The organism is Pseudomonas sp. NY15181 (assembly GCF_048068055.1).
Lineage (GTDB): Bacteria > Pseudomonadota > Gammaproteobacteria > Pseudomonadales > Pseudomonadaceae > Pseudomonas.
The window spans coordinates 406,734-428,880 of the sequence record NZ_JBLUPT010000003.1; the positions used below are offsets into that span (position 1 = coordinate 406,734).

Annotated in this window: 21 protein-coding genes; 7 read left to right on the forward strand and 14 right to left on the reverse strand. The window is 66.5% G+C overall.

Annotated features, from left to right (window positions below):
* The first annotated feature begins 283 nt into the window (after nucleotides 1-283).
* A complete protein-coding gene (locus tag ACNFBT_RS10580; protein WP_416749041.1) occupies nucleotides 284-2,467 on the forward strand; it encodes a FimV/HubP family polar landmark protein in 2,184 nt (727 codons plus the stop codon).
* 404 nt (nucleotides 2,468-2,871) lie between these two features.
* Here the strand turns inward: ACNFBT_RS10580 and ACNFBT_RS10585 are convergent, their stop codons facing one another.
* The gene (locus ACNFBT_RS10585) at nucleotides 2,872-5,058 is read right to left on the reverse strand and encodes a patatin-like phospholipase family protein (protein WP_416749043.1); all 2,187 of its coding nucleotides are present in this window, start codon (nucleotides 5,056-5,058) and stop codon (nucleotides 2,872-2,874) included.
* Nucleotides 5,059-5,126: 68 nt separating this feature from the next.
* On the opposite strand from ACNFBT_RS10585, the gene ACNFBT_RS10590 reads away from it, so the two are divergent.
* Together ACNFBT_RS10590 and rfaD are read left to right on the forward strand one after the other, a co-directional pair.
* The gene (locus ACNFBT_RS10590) at nucleotides 5,127-5,411 is read left to right on the forward strand and encodes a SelT/SelW/SelH family protein (protein ID WP_416749045.1); all 285 of its coding nucleotides are present in this window, start codon (nucleotides 5,127-5,129) and stop codon (nucleotides 5,409-5,411) included.
* Nucleotides 5,412-5,522: 111 nt separating this feature from the next.
* Nucleotides 5,523-6,515, forward strand: coding sequence for an ADP-glyceromanno-heptose 6-epimerase (gene rfaD, locus ACNFBT_RS10595; RefSeq protein ID WP_416749047.1), 993 nt, complete (start codon nucleotides 5,523-5,525; stop codon nucleotides 6,513-6,515).
* A 372-nt stretch (nucleotides 6,516-6,887) separates the two neighbouring features.
* Here rfaD and ACNFBT_RS10600 read toward each other — a convergent pair whose 3' ends face one another.
* From ACNFBT_RS10600 to ACNFBT_RS10610, 3 genes are all read right to left on the reverse strand, one after another.
* Nucleotides 6,888-7,754, reverse strand: a complete 867-nt coding sequence (locus tag ACNFBT_RS10600) for a DMT family transporter (RefSeq protein WP_416749049.1) — start codon at nucleotides 7,752-7,754, stop codon at nucleotides 6,888-6,890.
* 87 nt (nucleotides 7,755-7,841) lie between these two features.
* Nucleotides 7,842-8,183 carry a tRNA-binding protein gene (locus tag ACNFBT_RS10605; protein ID WP_416749051.1) on the reverse strand — a complete coding sequence of 114 codons (342 nt, stop codon included), beginning with the start codon at nucleotides 8,181-8,183 and terminating at the stop codon, nucleotides 7,842-7,844.
* A gap of 75 nt (nucleotides 8,184-8,258) precedes the next feature.
* Nucleotides 8,259-9,023, reverse strand: coding sequence for an AraC family transcriptional regulator (locus tag ACNFBT_RS10610; protein WP_416749053.1), 765 nt, complete (start codon nucleotides 9,021-9,023; stop codon nucleotides 8,259-8,261).
* A 141-nt stretch (nucleotides 9,024-9,164) separates the two neighbouring features.
* On the opposite strand from ACNFBT_RS10610, the gene ACNFBT_RS10615 reads away from it, so the two are divergent.
* Both ACNFBT_RS10615 and ACNFBT_RS10620 read left to right on the forward strand, forming a co-directional pair.
* Nucleotides 9,165-9,974, forward strand: a complete 810-nt coding sequence (locus ACNFBT_RS10615; RefSeq protein ID WP_416749055.1) for a UDP-2,3-diacylglucosamine diphosphatase — start codon at nucleotides 9,165-9,167, stop codon at nucleotides 9,972-9,974.
* Nucleotides 9,971-10,993 carry a glycosyltransferase family 4 protein gene (locus ACNFBT_RS10620; protein ID WP_416749057.1) on the forward strand — a complete coding sequence of 341 codons (1,023 nt, stop codon included), beginning with the start codon at nucleotides 9,971-9,973 and terminating at the stop codon, nucleotides 10,991-10,993. The genes ACNFBT_RS10615 and ACNFBT_RS10620 overlap by 4 nt, the downstream gene beginning before the upstream one ends.
* Here the strand turns inward: ACNFBT_RS10620 and ACNFBT_RS10625 are convergent, their stop codons facing one another.
* Nucleotides 10,994-11,242 carry a hypothetical protein gene (locus ACNFBT_RS10625; RefSeq protein ID WP_416749059.1) on the reverse strand — a complete coding sequence of 83 codons (249 nt, stop codon included), beginning with the start codon at nucleotides 11,240-11,242 and terminating at the stop codon, nucleotides 10,994-10,996.
* A 212-nt stretch (nucleotides 11,243-11,454) separates the two neighbouring features.
* Here ACNFBT_RS10625 and ACNFBT_RS10630 point away from each other — a divergent pair, with 212 nt between their 5' ends.
* Entirely contained in the window at nucleotides 11,455-12,588 is a 1,134-nt protein-coding gene (locus ACNFBT_RS10630; RefSeq protein ID WP_416749061.1) for a GNAT family N-acetyltransferase, read from the forward strand.
* A 242-nt stretch (nucleotides 12,589-12,830) separates the two neighbouring features.
* On the opposite strand, the gene ACNFBT_RS10635 is transcribed toward ACNFBT_RS10630, so the two are convergent.
* The 4 genes from ACNFBT_RS10635 to ACNFBT_RS10650 form a co-directional block, all read right to left on the reverse strand.
* Nucleotides 12,831-13,097 (reverse strand): DUF2790 domain-containing protein, encoded by a 267-nt coding sequence (locus tag ACNFBT_RS10635; protein ID WP_416749063.1) that lies wholly within the window; start codon nucleotides 13,095-13,097, stop codon nucleotides 12,831-12,833.
* Nucleotides 13,098-13,352: 255 nt separating this feature from the next.
* On the reverse strand, nucleotides 13,353-13,583 hold the full coding sequence (locus ACNFBT_RS10640; RefSeq protein WP_416749065.1) for a cbb3-type cytochrome c oxidase subunit 3: 231 nt from the start codon (nucleotides 13,581-13,583) through the stop codon (nucleotides 13,353-13,355).
* A 1-nt stretch (nucleotide 13,584) separates the two neighbouring features.
* Entirely contained in the window at nucleotides 13,585-15,012 is a 1,428-nt protein-coding gene (gene ccoN / locus ACNFBT_RS10645; protein WP_416749067.1) for a cytochrome-c oxidase, cbb3-type subunit I, read from the reverse strand.
* A gap of 151 nt (nucleotides 15,013-15,163) precedes the next feature.
* Nucleotides 15,164-15,598, reverse strand: a complete 435-nt coding sequence (locus ACNFBT_RS10650; protein ID WP_416749069.1) for an NUDIX hydrolase — start codon at nucleotides 15,596-15,598, stop codon at nucleotides 15,164-15,166.
* 120 nt (nucleotides 15,599-15,718) lie between these two features.
* On the opposite strand from ACNFBT_RS10650, the gene rluB reads away from it, so the two are divergent.
* Nucleotides 15,719-17,158 carry a 23S rRNA pseudouridine(2605) synthase RluB gene (rluB, locus tag ACNFBT_RS10655; protein WP_416749070.1) on the forward strand — a complete coding sequence of 480 codons (1,440 nt, stop codon included), beginning with the start codon at nucleotides 15,719-15,721 and terminating at the stop codon, nucleotides 17,156-17,158.
* Between the two features lie 100 nt (nucleotides 17,159-17,258).
* Here rluB and ACNFBT_RS10660 read toward each other — a convergent pair whose 3' ends face one another.
* The 5 genes from ACNFBT_RS10660 to ACNFBT_RS10680 all read right to left on the reverse strand — a co-directional run bounded on the left by ACNFBT_RS10660 (nucleotide 17,259) and on the right by ACNFBT_RS10680 (nucleotide 22,113).
* Nucleotides 17,259-18,185 carry a GGDEF domain-containing protein gene (locus ACNFBT_RS10660; protein WP_416749072.1) on the reverse strand — a complete coding sequence of 309 codons (927 nt, stop codon included), beginning with the start codon at nucleotides 18,183-18,185 and terminating at the stop codon, nucleotides 17,259-17,261.
* Between the two features lie 244 nt (nucleotides 18,186-18,429).
* Nucleotides 18,430-19,173 carry a YciK family oxidoreductase gene (locus tag ACNFBT_RS10665; RefSeq protein ID WP_416749074.1) on the reverse strand — a complete coding sequence of 248 codons (744 nt, stop codon included), beginning with the start codon at nucleotides 19,171-19,173 and terminating at the stop codon, nucleotides 18,430-18,432.
* 95 nt (nucleotides 19,174-19,268) lie between these two features.
* Complete coding sequence (gene mupP / locus ACNFBT_RS10670; protein WP_416749076.1) at nucleotides 19,269-19,946, reverse strand: N-acetylmuramic acid 6-phosphate phosphatase MupP; 678 nt, start codon at nucleotides 19,944-19,946, stop codon at nucleotides 19,269-19,271.
* Nucleotides 19,943-20,641, reverse strand: coding sequence for a bifunctional 2-polyprenyl-6-hydroxyphenol methylase/3-demethylubiquinol 3-O-methyltransferase UbiG (gene ubiG / locus ACNFBT_RS10675; protein ID WP_024767043.1), 699 nt, complete (start codon nucleotides 20,639-20,641; stop codon nucleotides 19,943-19,945). Before ubiG ends, mupP begins: the two co-directional genes overlap by 4 nt.
* Nucleotides 20,642-20,787: 146 nt before the next feature.
* A complete protein-coding gene (locus ACNFBT_RS10680; RefSeq protein WP_416749079.1) occupies nucleotides 20,788-22,113 on the reverse strand; it encodes a TRZ/ATZ family hydrolase in 1,326 nt (441 codons plus the stop codon).
* Between the last annotated feature and the right edge of the window lie 34 nt (nucleotides 22,114-22,147).

Genomic DNA, 22,147 nt, shown 5'->3' on the forward strand with positions numbered 1-22,147 from the left:
AGTAATTTCGGTAAGATAGCCATTTTTCTGGCGGTTTCTCGCGAGGCCGCCAGTCCCTCACTCGATTGCCTAGACCATTCGCCGGTTTTTCGACGATTTGTCTTGACCAAACCCGTTGTACCACCTAATCCCTGATATCAATCGGCCTGTACCTTTCAGGTGCAGTGGTTGGGCGCGTGCGGTCTGTTGTCCGGCATGGCGGTTCGAGTGTGTGGACAGGTAAAGCCTGCCGCTTTCGGGTGGTCAGGGAACGGCTAGCAGACCCGAACAATGGGATGGGGTTATGGCTCGTATAACAAATAGAATTCCGCTGACGCTCGCTGCGCTTTCGGTGTTTGTTTCCGCTCACGCGAATGCCCTCGGCCTGGGAGAGATCACCCTCCACTCGTCGCTGAACCAGCCGCTGGATGCGGAAATCGCCCTGCTGCAGACGGGCGATATGACCTCCGATGAACTGATCGCCCGCCTGGCGAGCCCGGCTGCCTTCGAGCAGGCCGGCGTCGATCGCTTCATGTTCCTGCAGAACCTGCGCTTCACTCCGGTGATCCGCGGTGGGCGCAGTTACATCAAGGTGGTGTCCACCCAGCCGGTGCACGAGCCGTACCTCAACTTCCTGGTGGAAGTGGAGCGGCCCAATGGGCGCATGCTGCGCGAGTACACCGTGCTGCTCGATCCGCCGAGCTACAACAGCGCGCGCACGTCCGTCGCCGCGAGTATCCCGCTGCCCACGCGCAGCGTCCCGGAACCCTACAGCCAGCGTGCCGAACCGGTTCGCAGCGCCCCTGCGGCGCCGCCCATTCCGGCGGGTGAAGGGCGTTACACCACCGTGCGCAACGACACGCTGTGGAGGATCGCCTCGCGCCTGAGCGGCACCGGTGCCTCGCACAGCCAACTGATGGACAGCCTGTTGGCGCTCAATCCCCAGGCTTTCGTCAATGGCGATCCGCATCGCCTGAAGGTCGGACAGACGCTGATCCTGCCGCAGGGCCAGCAGTACGCCGGACACAATAACGCTCCCGCACCGCAGCCCGTCGCCGCGGCGCCTGTGGCCAATACCGCCGCACAAACCACGCAGTCCGTGCAGACCGCACCGGCCGCCACCGCGGCTGCCGTGGCACCGGCCGCTGATTCGGCAGCTTCCGCTGCGCCCGCCCCACAGACGGTGGAAGGCAATCTGGCCAAGGTGGAAGCTGCCCTCGCCCTGAGCAACGCCCAGCGAGACCAGTTGAACCAGCGTATGGACGCCATGCAGAAGCAGCTCGAGGCGCTGCAGAAGGCACTGGAAAGCCGTGACCAGCAAGTGCAGAGCCTGCAGGCCGAACTGGCTCGCCGCGATGCGCCTGGCACCCAGGCCGCTCCGGCAGCACCCAAGGCCGAGCAGTCGGCACCGGTCGTTGCGCCGGTCGTTGCAACTCCGGCGACGCCTGCCGGCGATGCCCTGGGCATCTCGTTCAACCTCTGGCCGTGGCTGGGCGTGGGCGCGCTCGGTGCGTTGCTGGCTGGGTTGCTGCTGATGCGTCGCAAGCGCGAGGAACAGCCGGTCAAGGACACTCGCGTCCAATCGGTGCAACCCAAGCCCATCCCGCCGGCCAAGCCCCAGCCCGCCGCGGTCGTGCCGCGTGCGTCGGCCCCCGCGCCGGCCCAGCGTCCGCAGCCGGTGATCACGCCTGACGCCGGTGTGGCGCGCCTTCCGGCCGCCAGCGCGGATAGCCTGGAGGGGGCGGACATCTACATTGCCTACGGTCGTTTCAGCCAGGCGCGCGACATGCTGCGCAAGGCCGTGACCCAGGAGCCCGAGCGCCGCGAACTGCGCATGAAGCTGCTGCTGGTATTCGCCGAGCTGGGCGATGTGGCTGGCTTCCATGAGCAGGAGCGCGAGCTGGTGGCGCGGGGCGAGGACCAGAAGCAGATCGACCAGATCAAGTCGCGCTACCCGGTGATGCTCGAGCGTGCGGAAGAAGTCCCTGCCGCTCCGACGGGCGAAACCCTGACCGACTGGGATGACCTGTCGCTGGACGAGACACTCGCATCCACCGCACATGCCACCGCAGACGAGACGGACCCGGACTTCGCGCTGAATCTCAGTGACATGTCGCTGGACCTGGACTGGGACTCCCTCGACCCCTTCGAGAAGCCGCAGCGCGGCAAGAGCGCGCTGGCGGCCGAACAGCCTGCTCCCGCCAATTTCCTCAGCAACCTGCGCGAGCTGCCGGAAATCACCGAGCTGGACCTCGATGGTGAGCACGCCAGCATGTTCGGTCAGGTCACTGAGACCGAGCTGGTGTTCGAACTGCCGGAGACCGAGGTGCACGAGCATGACGAGCTGCTGGCCAGCCTCGACGAAGCCCGCGCCTGCATCGACCGGGGCAACCTGGACGAGGCCTACCGCATCCTCAAGCAGGTGATCGAGAACGGCGACTCCAAGGCCAAGGCCGAGGCTCGCGAACTGCTGGCGCTGATTGCCTGATCCACGCGGTAAATGAAAAAGCCCGGCCTTGTGCCGGGCTTTTTCATGGGCGTTGACCGGCTTTCGTAGGAGCAACTGTTTTCTGCGGGAAAATCGGTGCCGGTACTTCCCCTCACCCCAGCCCTCTCCCTCAGGGAGAGGGGGCAGATCGTGCCGGCTGACGCGAATGTTTCATCCTGCACCGAACGGTCCCCTCTCCCGCTTGCGGGAGAGGGTTAGGGTGAGGGGCTCTTGATCTCGTAGTAGCGGAGCTTGTCCGCAAATGGTCAGCTTCGCAGAAGAGCATCGCGGAGAAGCTCCGCTGCTACGAGAGCAGTACTGGTGCCAAGCATGAGCCTGGGTGTAACGGCGTACAACCGCGAACGGTTGTACGCCCTACGTTGGGGGCGAGTGTCCCACACCGCTTAGAAATTCCGCCCCAGGTTGACGTACACCGCGTGCTCGCTGGCGCTGTTCAGGCCGTAGCTGAAGGACAGCGGCCCCAGCGGCGTCTCGAAGCCCATCAGGACGCTGCCGGCGTTGATGTAGCCGGTGTCGTAGCTGTTGTCGTTGTTCCACACCCGGCCGCGCTCCAGGCTGCCGCCGAGGTAGAAGGGGAAGTCCAGCGGCAGGAAGGAACGCTCGGTCATGCGCCGGTAGTAGATGACCCGGCCCAGGCTGTAGTTCTGCCCGGCCAGGGCGTCCTGGCGGTAGCCGGAGAGCTGGCGCGCGCCACCGAGGAGGAAGCTCGACACCACCACGTTGGCCTCGTCGATGGTGCGGCCGTAGCCGCCGCCCAGTACGAAGGTGTCCGGTCCGCTGCTCAAGGCCTTGTCCAGGCGGATGTCCCACTGCCGGTAGCGGTCGTCGTCGCCCAGCGAGGGGGTGTGCTCGCGGAAGGCGGTCTGGATGTTCTCGCCTTCGCGGGGGAAGTCGACGTTGTCCATGGTGTCGAAGGAGTACTTGAGCTCGGCGTAGCCTTCGTTGAAGTGGTAGTTGGGCAGGTCCTGCTCGCCCACGCGGACGTCGGCCTTGCCGTAGGCCTGGGCCACGCCGAAGCGGATTTCGCCGTTGTTGGCGATCTGCCGGCCGAGGTTGAGCCCGTAGCCGTAGCGCTCCAGTCGGTACTCGGCGATGGGGTCGTTGTTATCGGTCGCCTCGACGTTCTGTGCCTCGTTGAACAGGAAGGGCGCGACGAAGTAGCGCGAGCCCACGTCCAGCGGCTGGTAGAACTCGCTGTAGAGCTCCTGGTGGTCGCCGATCTGCAGGCGCGTCAGCCATTCCGCGCCGAGGCGGTTGATGCCGTTCATGCGGTAGCTGGCGCCGACGTTGAAGGTGCTGTCGCCGCGCAGGTCGTCGGAGAGGTTCAGGCCCAGGCGCAGGTAGTCGGTGCCGCCGCGCTTGCCGTAGGCGTGGATCACCAGGGCGTTGCCATCCTTACGGTGCACCACGCGGTATTGCACCTGGTCGAAGTAGTCCAGGCCGTAGAGGGTGCTCATGTCGCGCTGCAGGCGTTCGAGGTCCAGGTGTTCGCCCAGCGGCTGGCGGATGTAGTGGAGGATGACGTCGTCGCTGACCTTGGAATTGTTCTCCACCTCGATGCGGTCGATCACCGGCTGGCGCTCGCCGGGCGTGCGCGCCTGGTTCAGCGCCAGGGCGTGTTCGTCCTCGCTCTGGCGCAGGCCGGCCAGGCGCGGCGCGAGGATGCTGGTGGCGCGGTAGCCGGCGTCGATCAGTTGCGGCACCTTGCCGAAGTCGGCTGAGCTGTAGCCGCTGAGCGGCGGCTGGATCAGCACGTCGCTGGCGGTCAGGGTGGCCAGTTGCGCCTCGGAGTTCTTGCGGGTCATCAGGGTGACGGACTGGTTGAGCATGTCCACCACCGTGGTCAGTTGCTTGCGGTCCAGCAGCGGGTTGCCGATGTCGACCACGATGACCACGTCGACGCCCATCTGCCGCGCCACATCCACCGGGATGTTGTCGACCATGCCGCCGTCCACCAGCAGCTTGCCGTTCACGTCCACCGGGGCGAACACCGCCGGGATCGACATGCTGGCGCGGATCGCCTGGGGCAGGTGGCCCTTGTCGAACACGACCTTCTCGCCGGTGGAGATGTCGGTGGCCACCGCGCGGAAGGGGATGGCCAGCTTGTCGAAGTCGCGGGTGTCGCTGGTGTGCACCAGCAGGCTTTCCAGCAGCATCGACAGGTTCTGGCCCTGGATCGCGCCCAGCGGCAGGCCGAGGGTGCCGTCGTCGCGGAAGCTGAGCTTCTGCTTCACCAGGAAGTCGCGGTCGTCCTGCTTGCGCCGAAAGGGCATGTCGACCCGTGGCGGGGAGTCGGACAGGGCCTGTTGCCAGTCCAGGCTCAGGGCCAGCTTTTCCAGCTCCTTGGGCGTGTAGCCCGCCGCGTAGAGGCCGCCGATCACCGCGCCCATGCTGGTGCCGGCGATGGCGTCGACGTGGATGCCCTGTTCGTCCAGCGCCTTGAGCACGCCGATGTGCGCCAGGCCCCGGGCCGCGCCGCCGGAGAGCACCAGCCCGATCTTCTGCGGCGGGTTGGCCGCCAGGGCGCCGAGCGGCAGGAGCAGGAGCAGGGCGAACAGCAGGCGGCGCATGACAGAAGCATCCGGGTAGGCGTGTGGGCCGGTATTATAGGTGCGCGTCCTACAGCAGAGTCTGACTCATGTCCGAAGCCAAAGCCGAAATCGTCATCACTTATTGCACCCAGTGCCAGTGGCTGCTGCGCGCCGCCTGGCTCGCGCAGGAACTGTTGAGCACCTTTGGTGACGACCTGGGCAAGGTCAGCCTGGTGCCCGGCACGGGTGGGGTTTTCCACATCAGCTGCGACGGCGAGCAGATCTGGGAGCGCAAGACCGACGGCGGTTTCCCCGAGGCCAAGGTGCTCAAGCAGCGGGTGCGTGACCGTATCGATCCGCAGCGCGACCTCGGCCACAACGACCGCTCCTGAGTCGCCGAAAAGTCATTTCGATAGCTGGCTAACTTCCTTGCTTCATGTCAACGGGGTATGCCCGCACCGCTCGTAGTCTGGGGCATCCATTCTCCGCAGGGGATGCCTGACATGAGCATTATCGTCACGGGCGCCGCCGGCTTCATCGGCAGCAATCTCGTCAAGGCGCTGAATGCGCGCGGCGAGACCGACATCATTGCGGTCGACGATCTGACCGATGGCGACAAGTTCGCCAACCTCGCCGACTGCGACATCAGCGATTACCTGGACAAGCGCGATTTCATCGAACGCTACGCCCGGGGCGACTTCGGCGTGGTGCGCGCGGTGCTGCACCAGGGTGCCTGCTCCAGCACCATGGAGCGCGACGGGCGCTACATGATGGACAACAACTACCGCTACAGCTGCGAGCTGCTGGACGCCAGCCTGTCGCTGGGCGTGCCGTTCCTCTACGCGTCGTCGGCGGCGGTGTACGGCGGCGGCCATGAGTTCCGCGAGATGCGCTCCTGCGAGCGGCCGCTGAACGTCTACGGCTATTCAAAGTTTCTCTTCGACCAGCGCGTGCGCAAGGTGCTGACCACCGCGCGCAGCCAGATTGCCGGGTTCCGCTATTTCAACGTCTATGGCCCGCGCGAGCAGCACAAGGGGCGCATGGCCTCGGTGGCCTTCCACTGCTTCAACCAGTTCCGCGAGACGGGCAAGGTGGCGCTGTTCGGCGAGTACGGCGAGTATCCGGCGGGCGGTCACCTGCGCGATTTCGTCTCGGTGGAGGACGTGGCCAGGGTCAACCTGTACTTCCTCGACCACCCCGAGCGCAGCGGCATCTTCAACCTTGGCAGCGGCCGTGCGCAGCCGTTCAACGACGTGGCGTTGGCAGTGATCAACACCCTGCGCGCGCAACAGGACCTGCAGCCGCTGACCCTGGATGCGGCGATCCGCGCCGGGCTGCTGGAGTACAGCGCGTTCCCGGACGAACTGCGCGGCAAATACCAGTGCTACACCTGCGCCGATATCGCCTTCCTCCGCGAGGCGGGTTATCGCGAGCCGATGCTGGGCGTGGAGGAGGGCGTGGAACGCTATTGCCGCTGGTTGTTGGAGCAAGTCTGAGGCGACGTGTATTGCCGGTTTTACCCAGTCTTTACCCTGTGCTGACACTCAGCGACAGGGGAACACGCAATCATTGCATCAAGAGCGGCGGACATCGGTCCGCCCGATACCGCGTCAACCGAGGCTTCTGGAACATAGGGGCCGATACCGGACAGGCCGCTTCGCAGGCTGTCATGCGAGGAATCCTTGGCAATCCCTCCCCGGGGCAAGGGTTCGCAATCCGCATGCTGCGAAGCGGCCTTTTTTATTGGTTCCCGCGTCCGCGGGAATGACGGGAATTCACCGAGCGTCATCCCCGCGAACGCGGGGAGCCAGTCAACACCATGCCACGTGGAGCATGTTCGCGAGCAAGCTCGCTCCTACAGGTGACGGCTAGTGCGACCCTCGGGCGCTCAGGAAGGTGGCGAAGATGATCAGCGCGCCGCCCGCCAGCATGCGCAGGCTCGGCGCCTCGCCGAACAGCACGGTGGCGAAGGCGATGCCGTAGACCGGCTCCAGGGCGAAGATCACCGCCGCCGTGCGCGCCTTGATCAGCCGCAGGCTGGCGACGAACAGGCTGTGGGCCACGCCGGTGCACAGCACGCCCAGCGCCACCAGCCACAGCCAGTCCATGCCGCGCACCGAAGGCAGGTCGAACAGCACCAGCGGCAGCAGGCAGGCGATGATGGTCAGGTTCTGGCACAGCGCCGCCTGGATCGGGTCGATGCCGCGAACGCTCACCCGGTTGGCCAGTGACAGCAGGGCGAACAGCAGGCCGGAGAGCGTGCCCCAGAGCAGGCCGGCGGTGGCGCCGTCACGCAGGTCCAGGGTCGGGGTGACCATCACCAGGCCGATGCACACCAGCGCCACCACCCCGTACTCGCCCTTGCGGATGCGCTCGCGGAACAGCAGGCCCTCCAGCAGCACGGTGAAGGCGGGGAAGCTGGCGAAGCCCAGGGTGGCGACGGCGACGTTGCCGACCTTCACCGCGAGGAAGAAGGTCAGCCAGTGGGTGCACAGCAACACGCCGCCGCCCACCAGCATGGCCGCCTGTTTCAGTGAGGGGCGCTTCTGCTCGCGCAGGTGCCCGGCGAACACCGCCGCCAGCGACAGCGAGCCGAACAGCGCCCGACCGAAGACGATGACCAGGGGGCCGGCGAGGATGAGTTTGCCGAAGATGCCGGACAGCCCGAACATCAGGGCGCCGATGTGCAGGCCGAGCAGGGCGCCGCGGGGAGTGAGTCGGGAAACGGAAATCATGCCTGCGAACCCGCCGACTGCCGTGGCGGGACCTTGATGGGGAAAGGGGATGCGCGCCGGACCCGCCGGCTTGCGGTGAAACTCAAGTCAGGCGAGCCGTGCGCCATTGGGCAGCGGCTTGTCGAAACCGGCCAGCACCACCTTGTCGTCGCTGTCGTAGACGCCGGTGACCAGCACTTCCGAACGCACCCCGGCGATGGACTTGGGCGCGAAGTTGCACACGCAGAGCACCTGGCGGCCGATGAGGTCTTCGATAGCGTAGTGCGCTGTGATCTGCGCGCTGGAGGTCCTGAGCCCCAGCGGGCCAAGGTCCACCTGGAGGATATAGGCGGGCTTGCGTGCCTTCACGTTGGGTTCGGCCTGGACGATGGTGCCCACGCGCAGTTCGACGCGTTCGAAGTCCTGCCACTCGATGGTGTCTGCCGACATCGCGGTTTCCTTGTGCAATTGCCTGTTCGAAGGCCGGCAGTCTAGGGCCTGGGTGTGCGCCTGTCTGTCGCGCGGCTAGCGGGAATTGTCGCGCGCCTCCTGGCGCAGTTGCCGGGCCGTGGTGCCGAACTGGCGCACCAGCGCGGCGGTGAAGGCGCTCTGCGAGGCATAGCCGACTTGCGCGGCGATCTCGCCCACCGGCAGATGGGTGCTGCGCAGCAGGTCGCGGGCCTGTTGCAGGCGGCGCTGGCGCACGTAGTCCATGGGCGTCAGTCCGGTTTCGGCGAGGAAGCGGGCGTGGAAGCGCGCGGCGGAAAGGCCGGCGAGGCGTGCGAGATCAGCCACCTGCAGCGGGTGCGCGGCGTGGCGGTCGATGTAGCTGTCCAGGCTCGCGAGCGGCAGTTGCGCGGGGTCTTCGACGCGCTGCTGGCCGGCGGCGAGGCTGGCGAGCAGCAGGATCGCGCCCTGGCGCGCGAGTACCGGATCGTGCAGCGAGCTGCTGGCCAGCCAGTGCACCAGCTGCGCCTGGTCGTTGTTGAGCAGGCGCTGGCCGGGGGTTTCCAGCAGGCGGCGGCCGGCGTCGGCGTGTTGGCCCAGGCCCGCGAGCAGGTCGTCCTCGTCATCCAGGTCGACCACCAGGCAGCGGCTGCCGTCAGGGCTGGCGCAGGCGTGGTGGGTTTCGCGCGGGACCACCGCGAAACACTGCCGGGTCACCAGGCTGCCACGCCCGCCGACCTCGAAGTCCAGGCTGCCGGAGAGGCCCAGCACCAGTTGCGCATGGCTGTGGCTGTGGGCGAGGTGGTCGTGGCTGTAGTTGCGCAGGGAGAGGATCTGGCTCATCGGGGCTGCTCATCCGGGACGCTGTCGGGCAGGCCGTCAGTCTAGCGCGGCGTGGGCTGTAACGGGACTGTCGCCAGTCGGTCACGTGCACTTCACCGCCGGCGCCGAAAATTGGACAAACCCCACTGGAGGTCGCCGACGATGAGCAGCGCGCAACGCATGACGCCGACGAAGAAACAACGGGTACGGACCCTGTGGATATCCGATGTCCACCTCGGCACCCGCGATTGCCAGGCCGAGCATCTGGCCGGCTTCCTCAAGCGCTACCACGCCGACCGCATCTACCTGGTCGGCGATATCATCGATGGCTGGAAACTGCGTGGCGGCATGTACTGGCCGCAGACCCACACCAACGTGATCCGCCGCCTGCTGACCATGAGCAAGCGCGGCACCGAGGTGATCTACGTCACCGGCAACCACGACGAGTTCCTGCGTCGCTATTCCTCGCTGCTGCTGGGCAACATCCGCCTGGTGGACGAGATCGTCCACAGCACCGCCGACGGCCGCCAACTGCTGGTGATCCACGGCGACCAGTTCGACGTGATCACCCGCTACCACAAGTGGCTGGCCTTCCTCGGCGACTCCGCCTACGAGTTCACCCTCACCCTCAACCGCTGGCTGAACCACTGGCGCAGCCGCTATGGCTACGGCTACTGGTCGCTGTCGGCGTACCTCAAGCACAAGGTGAAGACGGCGGTGAACTTCATCAGCGACTTCGAGGAAGCCATCGCCCACGAAGTGCACAAGCGCGGCCTCAACGGCGTGGTTTGCGGGCACATCCACCACGCGGAGATCCGCCAGATCGGCGAGGTGGAATACCTCAACTGCGGCGACTGGGTGGAGTCCTGCTCGGCGCTGATCGAACACTGGGATGGCAGCATCCAGCTCTACCGGCTGGCCGAGGAGCAGGCGCAGGTCACCGAGCTGGCGGCGTTCGAGACGGCGGCATGAGGCTGCTGATCGTCACCGATGCCTGGCTGCCGCAGGTCAACGGCGTGGTCACCAGCCTCAAGGCGCTGGCGGCGGAGTTGGAAGGCTTGGGCCATACGGTCGGCCTGATCACCCCGCTGGATTTTCGGCACCGCCCCTGCCCGAGCTACCCGGAAATTCCGCTGGCCTGGGACCTGTGGAAGGTCGGCGAGAAAATCGCCGAATTCGCCCCGGACTCCGTCCACCTCGCCACCGAAGGGCCGCTGGGCTGGGCCGCCCGGCGCTGGCTGGTGCGCCGGGGCCTGAAATTCAGCAGCGCCATTCATACGCGCTTTCCCGAATACGTGAACATCCGCTGGCCCTGGCTGCCGCTGTCCTGGGGCTATGCCTTCCTGCGTTGCTTCCACGCGCCCAGCCAGGCCGTTCTGGTGAGCAGCGAGCGGATGCGCGAGGCCTTTGCCGGGCAGGGACTCAAGCGTCTGGCGCTGTGGCGCAAGGGTGTCGATCTGTCCCGTTTCCAGATGGGCGAGGGAGCGCCGGCGACCGCGCCGGTGTTCCTGTACGTGGGGCGCCTGGCGCGGGAGAAGAATCTCGAGGCCTTCCTGGATCTCGACCTGCCCGGCCTCAGGTGTGTGGTGGGTGACGGCCCGCAGCGGGCGGAGCTGCAGGCGCGTTATCCACAGGTGGAGTTCCTCGGCTTTCGCCACGGCGACGAGCTGGCAATGGCTTATCGCAGTGCCAGTGTGCTGGTGTTTCCCTCGCGGACCGATACCCTGGGGCTGGTGATGTACGAGGCGCTGGCCTGCGGCACGCCGGTCGCGGCCTTCCCGGTGGCGGGGCCGCTGGATGTGCTGGAGGAGGGCGTGACTGGTGCGATGGACGACGACCTGCGCAGCGCCTGCCTGCGAGCGCTGGAGCTGGACCGCCAGGCCTGCGCGCGTTGGGCGCGGGGCCAATCCTGGCGGCTGTCGGCGCAGGAATTCCTTTCCCTGCAGGTTCGCCTGACGGAATTGCCGGTCAGCGAAGCACCGGCCTGCTGATCAGAACAGCGGACGGTCGTGGTCCAGGCTCTGGTCCACCAGCCATTTACCGTGAGCGATGGACGCGTGCTGGGCTTTTTCCAGGTCCGCCATGTAGGCGTATTCCAGCGGCAGTGTCTTGCGCTTGGTGGACTGACCGTCGGGGGCGGTGATGTGGCAGCCGCCAGCCCAGGGCGTGGGCATGCCGGGGTGTTCGACGACATCGGCGGTGATGGTGTACTTGCGGTACTCGCATTGCATCAGGCTCATGGGGCGTCCTCCGGGCGAGTCGCCAGCGGCCCGGGCCGGGCGCGTGGCGGGGCGGAACGAGCCGGCGGGGGTGCCGGCAAGCCTTGCTAGTCCCCACCATAGACCAGCCGTAGTGCCGGTCTGGCGGATACCGACGAACGCGAATGTCATCGCCGCCGGCTTTTCCCCTGCAAATCTTCCCTTCCCGGGCGCTGCGCGCCAGACTGTCGCCCATGCCAATCCAGACCCTTGCCCGCCTCGCCGATGTGGATGCCCGTCAGTGGGATGCGCTGCTGCCGGACGACCAGCCGTTCCTGCGTCACGCCTTTCTCAGCGCCCTGGAGGAAAGCGGCAGTGTCGGCGGCCGTACCGGCTGGACGCCCGTGCATCGAGTCCTGACCGGCGACGATGGCCGCCTGCTCGCCGCCGCGCCGGCCTACCTGAAGAGCCATTCCTACGGCGAGTACGTGTTCGACTGGGGCTGGGCCGATGCCTGCCAGCGCGCCGGCATCCGTTATTACCCCAAGCTGCTGGTGGGCGTTCCCTTCACCCCGGTGGGGGGCGCGCGCCTGCTGGGCGCACCCGAGGCGGCGCTGAGCCTGGTCGGCGCGCTGGCGGGGGAGGTGGACGAGGCGCGCTGTTCCGGGGTGCACGTGAACTTCACCGATGTTGCCGCCGATGCGCTGCTCGGTGGCGCGGACGGCTGGCTGGAGCGCCTGGGCTGCCAATACCACTGGAGCAACCGTGGCTACCGTGATTTCCAGGATTTCCTCGACGCGCTCAGTTCACGCAAGCGCAAGCAACTGCGCAAGGAGCGCGAGCAGGTCGCGGGGGTGGGCATCGATTTCGTCTGGATGGCGGGCCATGAACTTTCCGAAGCGCACTGGGACTTCGTCTATGCCTGCTACAGCAGCACCTACGAGGTTCGCGGGCAGGCGCCTTACCTGACGCGGGCCTTCTTCAGCCTGCTCGGCGAGCGTATGCCGCAGTCCATTCGCGTGGTCTTCGCCCATCGCAGCGGACGCCCGGTGGCCATGGCCTTCAGCCTGGTCGGCGGCGACACCCTGTACGGTCGCTACTGGGGCTGCCTGGCGGAGTTCGACCGCCTGCATTTCGAGACCTGCTTCTACCAGGGCATCGATTTCGCCATTGACCACGGCCTGCAACGCTTCGACGCCGGGGCGCAGGGCGAGCACAAGCTGATTCGCGGTTTCGAACCGGTGATCACGCGTTCCTGGCATCGCCTCGGCCATCCCGGCCTGCGGGAGGCGGTGGCGGAGTTTCTGGAGCAGGAGCGGGTGGGGATTCTGGCGTACGCCGAGGAAGCACGGGGGGCGTTGCCGTATCGGCAGGATGGCTCTTCGTAGGGCCGAGGGGACGCTTGGCGCCGAAGACAACCTGGTACACCGTTCGCGAGCAAGCTCGCTCCTACAGGTGGCGCCGTGCTCGGAGGTTCTCCTGTAGGACCGGATTCCTCCGCTCTGGATTTCGCGGACAAGGTCCGCTCCTACGAGATTGCGGCGCCGCTGTCATCAGGATCGCCCCCCGACCGCCACCACAGGCTCGCGGGGTTTGGCCAAGACGGCCGGAGGGCGATGTTCGGTGAGGCTCAGCTCTGGCTGGTGCGGCCGCCCCATTCGAGGAAACGAACCTTGTGGGTTTCGCCCTGATGGTCCTGGTAGACCATGTACGCCGGAACGATGCCGACCTTGCTGGAGTTGTCGGTGCGGTGCAGCACCTTGTCCACGTCCAGGGACATGCCGTAGTGGTATTCGGTGGTCGGCAGGTCGGCGCCGGGGTTCTTGATTGCGTCCTGGGCAAAAGCCATCGGGGCGAGGCTGGAGATGACAGCCGACACGACAGAGGCAAGCTTCATTCTTTATTTCCTCGGTGCAGGGTCCGCTCAGGGGCCCGTGAATGGGGTTGAAGCCCCACCGGGGAGCGCTGGCATCTGATGTCTACCCTGGGGTCCAGACAGGGCAGTGGACGATGCTTCAGGCGTCCATCGGTGGCGGGGCACGGGAGTGATACTTCCATCCTTGCCCGCCGCCGGGAAATTGATGTGCTTGCTAATGAAGATTGATGCAGGTGATGCGACGCCCTGTCGCAGCCGCGCTCCTGGGCTGAAGAGCTAGGGCGTCCAGTCGCGCCAGTGTTCGCAGTCGCCGCGGCACGGGCCGGGGCAGGCGCAACCGGTGCGGCTGCGCCCGGTGGCTTTTTCCATGCGCCGGGCCACCTCGTCGTCATCGGCGAAGGGCAGCATGCTGGCCTCCTCGATGCCACGTTCGCGGTGCGCCCGCAGGGTCCAGCCGACGCCGAAGTACAGCGCCAGCAGGCCGGCCAGCCCCAGCCACAGTGTCATCTCAGGCCATCCGCTCGGCGACGCGCATCGCCTCAGGGCGCGCCTGGCGCACGGTCATCCAGGTGTTCCAGGCCATCAGCAGCATGCCGCCGAGGAACATCATCCCACCGCTCATGCGCACCACGAAGCCCGGGTGGCTGGCCTGCAGCGCCTCGACGAAGGAGTAGGTGAGGGTGCCGTCGGCGTTGACCGCCCGCCACATCAGGCCCTGGGTGATACCGTTGACCCACATCGAGGCGATGTACAGAACCGTGCCGATGGTGGCCAGCCAGAAGTGCGCGTTGATCAGCCCGATGCTGTGCATCTGCTGACGACCGAAGACCTTGGGAATCAGGTGGTAGAGCGAGCCGATGGAGATCATCGCCACCCAGCCCAGGGCGCCGGCATGCACGTGGCCGATGGTCCAGTCGGTGTAGTGGGAGAGGGCGTTGACGGTCTTGATCGCCATCATCGGGCCTTCGAAGGTGGACATGCCGTAGAACGCCAGGGAGACGACGAGGAAGCGCAGGATCGGGTCAGTGCGCAACTTATGCCAGGCGCCGGAGAGCGTCATCATGCCGTTGATCATCCCGCCCCAGCTGGGCGCCAGCAGGATCAGCGACATCACCATGCCCAGGCTCTGCGCCCAGTCCGGCAGCGCGGTGTAGTGCAGGTGGTGCGGGCCGGCCCAGATGTACAGGGTGATCAGCGCCCAGAAGTGGACGATGGACAGCCGGTAGGAGTACACCGGGCGCCCGGCCTGCTTGGGCACGAAGTAGTACATCATCCCGAGGAAGCCGGTGGTCAGGAAGAAGCCCACCGCGTTGTGCCCGTACCACCACTGCACCATGGCGTCGGTGGCGCCGGAATACACCGGATAGGACTTGAACCAGCTCACCGGAATCGACAGGTGATTGACGATGTGCAGCATCGCGGTGACCACGATGAAGGCGGCGAAGAACCAGTTGCCCACGTAGATGTGCTGGGTCTTGCGCTTCATCAGGGTGCCGAAGAACACCACCGCGTAGGCGACCCAGACGATGGCCATCCATACCGCGCCGGTGAACTCGATCTCGGCGTATTCCTTGGTGGTGGTGTACCCCAGCGGCAGGGTGACCATCATGGTCACGATCAGCGCCTGCCAACCCCAGAAGGTGAACGCCGCGAGGCTGTCGGAAAAGAGCCGCGTCTGGCAGGTGCGCTGCACCGTGTAGTAACTGGTGGCGAACAGCGCGCAACCGCCGAAGGCGAAGATCACCAGGCTGGTGTGCAGCGGGCGCAGGCGCCCGAAACTGGTCCATGGCAGATCCAGGTTCAGTTGTGGCCAGACCAGTTGGGAGGCGATCAGTACCCCCATGGCCATGCCGACCACGCCCCAGACCACCGTCATGATGGCGAACTGGCGGACCACCTTGTAGTTGTACGCCTGCTCCGTGCTTATCGTGTTCATGCTGGATTCCCGCTTGTGTCAGAACGTCCGGGCGCGCGATGGACTGCAAATCCGGCGCGCTCCGGTGAGCGGGCAATCTAGGTAAACGGCGGAAGAGGAAACAGATTCAGATAGGCCGCGCAAATACGGATCAGCGGCTGGCGGTGCGGAATCAGGCGATATCCGGCCGCCCTGCGAGGAAATGCCGCAGGCGTTCCTGCAGGTAATCCACCGCCTGTTCGTGGGCGAGGTATTCGCTGACGTGCATCAGGCGCCAGTACTGGCCTTCGTCGCCAAAGCGGATGGCCTCGAACTCGGCCTGTTGCAGCCGCGCCACCAGGAACCAGGCCCAGGGGGCGGGGCCGTGGGTGGCGCGGTAGCGGCGCTGCCATTCGATGCGCTGTTCGTCCAGACGCAGGGAGAACTCTTCTTCCAGCTCGCGCAGCGCGCACTGCGCCGGCGTTTCGTTACCCTCGCGGCCGCCGCCGGGAAAATCCCAGCAGCCGGGGTAGGGGATACCGGGTTTCTCGTCGCGCTTGTAGACCACCAGTTGGCCGGCATGGAACAGCGCAAGCTTGGCGCCGGTGAAGTCGTCTTCGCGATGCATGGACGCGTTCCCCCGTAACTCGACTAGTCTTTCCCGATCGCGGGCGGTGCTTTGCCGCCCGCAAGCGCGTATGATGCGCGACCTTTTTATTCGTTGCATGCCACACCGGGAGGTGCCCAGATGACCGACACGCACGAAAACCTTGATGAACTTACCCCAGCCCCGGCCGGCGAGAAACTGCAGAAAGTCCTCGCGCGCATGGGCGTTGGCTCGCGCCGTGACGTCGAGGCCTGGATCGAAGAAGGCCGCGTCAAGGTCAACGGCGCCGTGGCCACTCTCGGCCAGCGCGTGGGCGACCGCGATGCCATCGCCGTCGATGACCGCCTGCTCAAGCGCGAGAAGATCGAAGAACACGTCCGCCGCGTCCTGATCTACAACAAGCCCGAAGGTGAAGTCTGCACCCGCGACGATCCGGAAGGCCGTCCGACCGTGTTCGACCGCCTGCCGCGCCTGCGCAGTGGCCGCTGGATCAACGTCGGCCGCCTGGACATCAACACCACCGGCCTGCTGATGTTCACCACCGATGGTGAGCTGGCCAACCGTCTGATGCACCCGTCCTACGAGATGGACCGCGAATACGCCGTGCGCGTGCGTGGTGAAGTCGACGAAGAGATGATCGAACGCCTGAAAGCCGGCGTGATGCTCGAAGACGGCCCGGCCAAGTTCAGCGACATCCAGGAAGCCCCAGGTGGAGAAGGCTTCAACCACTGGTACCACGTGGTGGTGATGGAAGGTCGGAACCGCGAGGTTCGCCGCCTGTGGGAATCCCAGGGCGTGGTGGTCAGCCGCCTGAAGCGCGTGCGCTTCGGGCCGGTGTTCCTGACCTCCGAGCTGACCATGGGCCGCTACCGCGAAATGGGCCAGCGCGAGCTGGACATCCTCAGCGAGGAAGTCGGCCTTAAGCCGGTCGCGCTTCCCGCGGTTTCCACCAAGACCAAGGAAAAGGTCGAGCGCCAGGAGCGCAAGCTCGGCAAGAAGCTGGCGCCCAGCGAGCGTCCGGGCCGTGGCTCGCGTTCGCGCAAGGAGCACGCTGAGGGCGAGCGTCCGCAACGTGCACCGCGTCCGGCGGCTGGCGAGCGTCCGGTTCGTGGTTCGCGTGATGGCGACGAGCGCCCGGCTCGCGCACCGCGTGATACCGGTGACCGTCCTGCTCGCGCTCCGCGTGGTGATTCCGCTGACAGCCGTGTCCCGCGCAAGCCGCGAGACGCCGGTGGTGATCGCCCCGCTCGCGCTCCGCGTGATACCGGCGACCGTCCGGCCCGTGGCCCGCGCAGCGATTCCGCCGACAGCCGCGCCCCGCGCAAGCCGCGTGACGCCGGTGGTGATCGTCCTGCTCGCGCTCCGCGCGATGGCGCTGATCGTCCGGCCCGTGGTCCGCGTAGCGACGCAGGTGAAGGCCGTGCTCCGCGCAAGGCACCGAGCGATCGTCCGGCTCGCGCCCCCGAGCGCGACAAGGGCGCCCCGCTGGCCGAGCGCCCGGGCAAGCCGGCACGCAAGCCGATTGCCAAGCGCCGTCCGCAAGCAGCCGGCGACGGCATGCGTCCGGGCTTCAAGCGTTAAGCGTTAGCGACAAATAAAAAAGGGCTCCTCGGAGCCCTTTTTTATTGCCTGAGTTTTGCTGGGGCGGTGCTCGCTCCTACAGGGGACGGTATCCGCCGAATCAGCTGGCGCAGGCCAGCCGATTGCGCCCGTCGCGCTTGGCTTCGTACAAGGCGTTGTCGGCGCGGCGCAGCAGATCGTCCACCGACTCGCCCGCATTGAGCGAGGCGCAGCCCAGGCTGATGGAGAGCGGCAAACGCTTGCCGTCGATGGCCAGGTTCAGCTCCTCCACGGCACGTCGCAGCCGCTCGCCTACCTGGGCGGCGCTGCCGCCGGAGGTGTTGGAGAGCAGTACGAGGAACTCCTCGCCGCCAAAGCGGAACACCATGTCGACGTTGCGCAGGCTGGCCTTGATCGACGCCGCCACCGCGCGCAGGGCGTCGTCGCCGATGCTGTGGCCGTGCATGTCGTTGATCTGCTTGAAGTGGTCCAGGTCGAGCATCAGCACCGACAGCGGCTGCAGGTGGCGCCGGGCGACTTCGATCTCGCGGGTCAGGGCCTGGTCCATGGCGATGCGGTTGCCGGTGCCGGTGAGCGCGTCGCGCAGGGCCGACTGTACCGCGGCGCGGTAGAGCAGGGCGTTGCGCAGCGGGTAGAGCAGGCAGGCCATCAGCGATTCCAGCTGGCTCAGCTCGGCCTCGGAGAAGCGCTGGCGGCGGCGGAAGCAGAGCTCGCCCAGGTGCTCGCCGTCATGAATGAGGCGGTAGTCGGCGCTGTGCTGCGCCGCGTCGCCGAACTCCAGCCGCAGGTCGGCCCCGGTGTGCTGGTAAGCCAGGTAGTCCACCGGCAGCAGGCGCTGAATCTCGCTGAAGAACACCGCCAGGATGCGGTCGGCTTCCAGGCTCGCCTGCAATTGCAGGTTCAGTTGCTGGCGCAACTCCAGCAGGTCGAGCGGGCGCCCGGAGCGCTTGCGAGGCTCCTGGGCGGCCAGGCGCTGGAGCTTGGCGGCATCAAAATCAATGGTGTTGGACTGCTTGGGGGGAACCATGGCGCGAGGCAACCTCTGACGCGTTTCATACGGCGACAGGAGGGACAGAGCGATTTCCGTGCCAGCCCTCGAAAAGTCTCGAAAAGAGGGCTTATGGACCGACAGAAGATGGTTTGGGTTCCGAAGGGAAGGTGGTTTCGTCAGAAGAATGGCGAAGTGATGGCACTTTGCTGGGGGAGAGGTGGCGCAGTAGCCAGAAAACCGGCGCCCTCGATGCGGGGCGAGAACGCCGGGTGGCGGGACCTCAGTCCTGGGCGTTGAAGGCCTGGCCGTTGACGCCTTTGCTGTCCGGGCCCATGAGGTACAGGTAGACCGGCATGATGTCTTCGGGCGGCGGGTTGTTGAAGGCATTCTCGCCCGGGTAGGCGTGGGCGCGCATGGCGGTACGGGTGGCGCCGGGGTTGACGCTGTTGGCGCGCACGCAGGAGATGTCCTCGCACTCGTCGGCCAGTACCTGCATCAGGCCTTCGGTGGCGAACTTCGACACCGCGTAGGCGCCCCAGTAGGCGCGACCCTTACGGCCGACGCTGCTGGAGGTGAAGATCACCGAGGCGTCCTCGGAGAGCTTGAGCAGCGGCAGCAGGGTGTGGGTCAGGCTGAACATGGCGTTGACGTTCACCTGCATGACGCGGGTGAAGTTGTCGGTGGAAATCTGTTCGATGGGCGAGCGCAGGCCGAGGATCGAGGCGTTGTGCAGCAGGCCGTCGAGCTTGCCGAATTCCTGCTCGATGGTAGCCGCCAGCTCGTCGTACTGGTGCGGCAGGGTGGTTTCCAGGTTCAGCGGAATCACCACCGGTTCCGGATGGCCTGCGGCGACGATCTGATCGTAGACCTCGTTGAGGTAGTCCTCGGTCTTGCCCAGCAGCAGTACGGTGGCGCCATGGGCGGCGAAGGTGAGCGCGGCGGCCCGGCCGATGCCGCGGCCAGCGCCGGTCACCAGGATCACGCGGCCCTTGAGCAGGTCGGGGCGGGCGGAATAGTCGAACATGTTGGCTCCTTCGGAGAGCGGCAAGCTCCAAGCCTCAAGCGGCAAAGGGCGGCTTTGGGCTTGAGGCTTGCAGCTTATGGCTTGTGGCAGCTGCTTCAGCAGCTGCAGAGGGCGCGGTCGAGGACGGCAAGCAGGTCGCGAGGCGTATCGACGATGACGTCGGCGCCCCAGTGCGCGGGGTTGTCGTCCGGGTGGATGTAGCCGTAGCGCACGGCTGCGGTCTTGGTCCCGGCGGCGCGGCCCGACTCGATGTCGCGCAGGTCGTCGCCGATGAACAGCACTTCCGACGGATCGACCTTCAGCTGGCTGCAGGCCAGCAGGAGCATTTCCGGGTCCGGCTTGCTGTTCTTCACGTGGTCCGGGCAGACCAGCACCGCGGAGCGCTCGGCCAGGCCCAGCTGCTCCATGATCGGCGCGGCGAAACGCACCGGCTTGTTGGTCACAACACCCCAGATCAGGCGCGACTGCTCGATGCTCTCCAGCAGCTCGGGCATGCCGTCGTACGGGCGGGTGAAGACGGCGCAATGCTCCTGGTAGCGATCAAGGAACTCCTGGCGCAGGGGCTCGAAGCCGGGGGCTTCCGGGTCCATGTCGAAGGTCGCGGCGACCATGGCGCGGGCGCCACCGGAGACCACGTCCTGGATGCGCTGGTCGTCGATCGGCGCGCGCCCGTGGGCTTTGAGCATCGCCTGGCACACGGCGATGAAGTCCGGCGCGGTGTCCAGCAGCGTGCCGTCCATGTCGAAGAGAACCGCTTTGAGCATGCGATTCACTCCTCCCGCAGGGTCTGGATCATGTAGTTGACGTCGACATCGTTGGCCAGCTTGTAGTGCTTGGTCAGCGGGTTGTAGGTCAGGCCGATGATGTCCTTGACCGCCAGGCCCGCGTCACGCGACCAGGCGCCCAGCTCGGAGGGGCGGATGAACTTCTTGAAGTCGTGGGTGCCGCGCGGCAGCAGGCGCATCACGTATTCCGCACCGACGATGGCGAATAGGTAGGCCTTCGGGTTGCGGTTGATGGTGGAGAAGAACACCTGGCCGCCGGGCTTGACCATCTTGTGGCAGGCGCGGATCACCGAGGCCGGGTCCGGCACGTGTTCGAGCATCTCGAGGCAGGTCACCACATCGAACTGCTCGGGCATTTCCTCGGCCAGCTCTTCGGCGGTGATGCGGCGGTATTCCACCGGCACGCCGGATTCCAGCTGGTGCAGCTGGGCGACCGCCAGGGGCGCTTCGCCCATGTCGATGCCGGTGACGGTGGCGCCGCGCTGGGCCATGGCTTCGCTGAGGATGCCGCCGCCGCAACCGACGTCGAGCACCTTCTTGCCGGCGAGGCTGACGCGCTCGTCGATCCAGTTGACCCGCAGCGGGTTGATGTCGTGCAGGGGCTTGAACTCGCTTTCGCGGTCCCACCAGCGGTGGGCGAGGGCCTCGAATTTGGCGATCTCGGCGTGGTCGACGTTGCTCATGGTGTCCCTATGGTTCTAAAAGCTGAAAACGAATGCCGCCTATGATGCCAGCTTCGTGCGGCAGATGGGGCGCGGCATGTCAGATTGTCGCAGCGGCGGCCCGTGTCGGGGCCGTGCTGCGCGAGGATGGCCGATCTTGAGAGGGCTCAGGCACCGGCGATCTTGCGACCCCATTCGCCGGCGACGGCGATCAGGCGTTCTTCGTCCATGCGGGTGAGCTTGCCGTCGTCCAGCAGTTGCTTGCCGCCGACCCAGACGTGGCGCACGCAGTCGCGGCCGCTGGCGTAGATCAGCTGGGAAACCGGCTCGTAGACCGGCTGCTGGGCCAGGCGCGAGAGGTCGAAGGCGGTCAGGTCGGCGGATTTGCCCAGCTCCAGGCTGCCGGTTTCCTGTTCCATGCCCAGGGCGCGGGCGCCATTCAGGGTGGCCATGCGCAGGGCGCGGTGGGCGTCCAGCGCGGTGGCCTGGCCGGCCACGGCCTTGGCCAGGAGAGCGGCGGTGCGGGTTTCGCCGAGCAGGTCCAGGTCATTGTTGCTGGCCGCGCCGTCGGTGCCGATGGCGACGTTGACGCCGGCCTGCCACAGGCGCTCCACCGGGCAGAAGCCGCTGGCCAGCTTGAGGTTGGATTCTGGGCAGTGCACCACCGAGCTGTTGGTTTCCACCAGCATGGCCAGGTCCTCGTCGTTCACCTGGGTCATGTGCACGGCCTGGAAACGCGGGCCCAGCAGGCCCAGGCGGTGCAGGCGGGCCAGCGGGCGCTCGCCGTGCTTCTCCAGCGCCTGCTGGACTTCGAAGGCGGTCTCGTGGACGTGCATGTGGATGCCCGCATCCAGCTCTTCGGCGAGCATCAGGATGTTTTCCAGCTTGTCGTCGCTGACGGTGTAGGGTGCGTGCGGGCCGAAGGCCACCTTGATGCGCGGGTGGTGCTTGAGGTCGTCGCGCAGCGCCAGGCCCTGGCGGATCGCCTCGTCGGCGTCGCGGGCGCCGGGGACCGGGAAGTCCAGTACCGGCACGCTGATCTGCGCGCGCATGCCCGCCTTGTGCACCGCCTCGCAGGCCACCTGCGGGTGGAAGTACATGTCGGAGAAGCAGGTGATACCACCCTTGAGCTGTTCGGCGATGGCCAGTTCGGTGCCGTCGCGGACGAACTCCTCGCCCACCCACTTGGCCTCGGCCGGCCAGATGTGCTCCTGCAGCCAGGTCATCAGCGCCAGGTCGTCGGCCAGGCCGCGGAACAGGCTCATCGCCGCGTGGCCGTGGGCGTTGATCAGGCCGGGGGCGAGCAGCATGCCCGGCAGCTCGCGAGTTTCCGTGGCCGGATGGCGCAGGGCTTCGGCGCGCGGGGCGAGCAGGGCGATGCGGCCGTCGCGGATGCCAAGGCCATGACCCTGCAGGACGATGCCGGCAGGTTCCACGGGGACGATCCAGGTGGGGAGCAGAAGCAGGTCGAGCGGGGCTTTGGCGGTGGGCATGAAGCGCATCCTGGGCGCGACGGAGAGAGGGCCC